This is a genomic window from Gilliamella intestini, assembly GCF_900094935.1.
GTDB lineage: Bacteria > Pseudomonadota > Gammaproteobacteria > Enterobacterales > Orbaceae > Gilliamella > Gilliamella intestini.
In genome coordinates this window covers 1-2,358 of record NZ_FMBA01000090.1, presented here as the reverse complement: position 1 = coordinate 2,358, position 2,358 = coordinate 1, and the positions used below count along the sequence as shown (strand labels likewise).

General features: G+C 37.7%; 3 protein-coding genes. All 3 read right to left on the bottom strand.

Features of this window, described 5'->3' with window-relative positions:
- Positions 1-68 precede the first annotated feature (68 nt).
- The 3 genes from GA0061080_RS12090 to GA0061080_RS12085 are packed head-to-tail and all read right to left on the bottom strand — an operon-like array spanning position 69 to position 2,191.
- The gene (locus GA0061080_RS12090) at positions 69-410 is read right to left on the bottom strand and encodes a hypothetical protein (protein WP_091126157.1); all 342 of its coding nucleotides are present in this window, start codon (positions 408-410) and stop codon (positions 69-71) included.
- Between the two features lie 60 nt (positions 411-470).
- Complete coding sequence (locus GA0061080_RS12685) at positions 471-644, bottom strand: hypothetical protein (RefSeq protein WP_167349246.1); 174 nt, start codon at positions 642-644, stop codon at positions 471-473.
- Positions 641-2,191, bottom strand: coding sequence for a phage minor head protein (locus tag GA0061080_RS12085; RefSeq protein ID WP_091126154.1), 1,551 nt, complete (start codon positions 2,189-2,191; stop codon positions 641-643). The genes GA0061080_RS12685 and GA0061080_RS12085 overlap by 4 nt, the downstream gene beginning before the upstream one ends.
- Positions 2,192-2,358 lie beyond the last annotated feature (167 nt).

Genomic DNA, 2,358 nt, shown 5'->3' with positions numbered 1-2,358 from the left:
GGAGAATTTATTTTGCTCATCGGACACGCATTTTGTTAAAATGAAAGCCGATGAGTAATATGTGTCTGTCAGATTAAGTTTGAGCTACTACACATTAAGACTTTATCGTTAGATTTACGAACATTTCTGCCCCAAGCACCAATATAGAAGTTATTAATAGCTTGTGGATTTAATGCGGAAACGTGCTCGTTATTTATGCGCGGATGGTCAAGCGGCATTAAATTATCATTCAATGTCATGTACGATTTGTTAATTTCATCTGCCGGGTAGAAAATTCCATTCATGACAATATCATCCACGATAGGGACCACATCATTAATAACAATGTGCTCTTTACCGTCGATGATTTGTGTTGATATTTTGGATTTACTATTAACGACAGATAAAACATTTACACTTTTAAGTGTCATGCTTTACCTCATGTGGATTTTATATATAAAAAAACCGCCGAAGCGGTTTGGGTGATTAGGTTATGAATGCCTGATAACGAAAAGCGCTTCCGCTAAACAGCCTAGTTGATATCTTCCGTAACTAGTACTTGCTTGCTCAATTAAACGCTTTAATTGCTCCTCGGCGTCATCTGGAAGTGGTTCCATATTAATGAGTTCAGAGGCAATATCTACTAATGATTCATCGTCTTTCACTTTAACCCCTTATCTAATGACTCAAAAAACTTAAATAATTCTGGATATAAACGTTTTTTTGCTTCAAATGGATTTTCAATATACAACGAAAACGACTCGGCAACAAACTCCATTTTATTATATTGAGCGTACTTACTAATTGCATGCGCCCAACCGCGATCCCACGCTTTCCAGATGATGTCGTCAATTTCTTCTCGATAATGATAATGCAATGCATGTCCCATCTCGTGAGCATAAATACCTCTTGGTGTGGATACAGCACTCCACGGCATATAATCCATTTCGTGAATTATTTTAGCTAATTGCTCATTCTTACCTTTGATGGCTATCAGCATAGAATTTCGCTTATACCCTTTCGTTTTGCTGTGTAAATCAGATTCTAGCAAAGCTTTTTTATCGACGCTATCTGATGTAATAAGGAGGGCTTTAGCTTCATGTGAGTATGCTGCCAACATATCTTTGGGTGGCTCTCTATATTTATAAATATCCCCTGTTATCGAGCCTGTGTATCTAAATTGAGGTAAATCAAATCGTTTCTGTATTTCTGATACCAACTGTAAGCAAGGAGCCAACTCTTTGGTATCAATATCCTGTGGTAGGTTTGAGGTTTCAGTAATGTGTTTCCTTGCCCATTCATTAGCATCTTCAACAGAATTTAAACTTTGTTGTTTCGGTCTGTTTTGCTCACGCCAGTCATCAGATTCTTTTAATAATCTATCAATACTAGCTTGATTATATGGCTCACCTTTTTCATTAAGCAGTACCGTTACTTGAGCGCAATAACAATTAAATCGGTTGCCATTCTCTTCATACCAATCTGCCACTTGCTCAACAGTATAAACCTTACCGTGCCTATCGACATGTGTTGACCTAGAATTAGGCTTTAAAGCAGACATATGTAACAAGCCTGTTTTTAACCCTAACTCCTCTTGTGTGCGTTTAGTTTCATCCCACGTTGCTTGACGAAGAGCGCCTACTTGTTCAGTCTGCGCTATGGCTTTAGCTCTGCTATATGAAACATCAATACGCTTACTGATAATATCGGCCGTTTCTCGTGGATTAATCCCTCGGGCTACAGTGCTACTTAAAACCGTACCTAAATCACTCTTTAGATTATCTGCAAGCCCTTTCCAGTCGTTGAATGTTGCTGTATATGCAAGCCCAATTCGACGAATGTAAGCATCACTAAATAACAGTGATTCCAATGATGTAGCTTGTGAATAAAGTGGTGATTGAGTGGATAGATTATGAAAAGTGCGATTAGTCCCCATTTGATACATATCAGCAACAAACTTACCTGCCCAAAACTTCTCAATACCGCCATCAATTAAGTTTTCATCAACAATTTCTTGAATGCGAGTTAACACCCTAGCAAGTTGATTGCCGTCAACAGTGTAATTAACACTGGCATTAACGACATAGAGTGTATTATCAACGAATATCGCTGTTTTAATCGGCTCTTTAGCATAGTAGCCTAAGCTTAATTCGATATGCTCAATAATTGATTGTTTGATTGTTTTGTAGCGTTTTTGTATTTCGCTACGCATTTGGAGAATTTGTTTGTTGGTGAGTGTAGGGTTGTTTTTACTTTTCGGTAGTATCGGATTCTTTGGAATTGCAGTAGCTCAAACTTAATCTGACAGACACATATTACTCATCAGCTTTCATTTTAACAAAATGCGTGTCCGATGAGCAAAATAAATTCTCCAATTGC

Excerpts from the sequence above, each read along its gene's own strand:
- GA0061080_RS12085 (WP_091126154.1), bottom strand. The coding sequence starts at position 2,191 with ATGCGTAGCGAAATACAAAAACGCTACAAAACAATCAAACAATCAATT.
- GA0061080_RS12090 (WP_091126157.1), bottom strand. The coding sequence starts at position 410 with ATGACACTTAAAAGTGTAAATGTTTTATCTGTCGTTAATAGTAAATCC.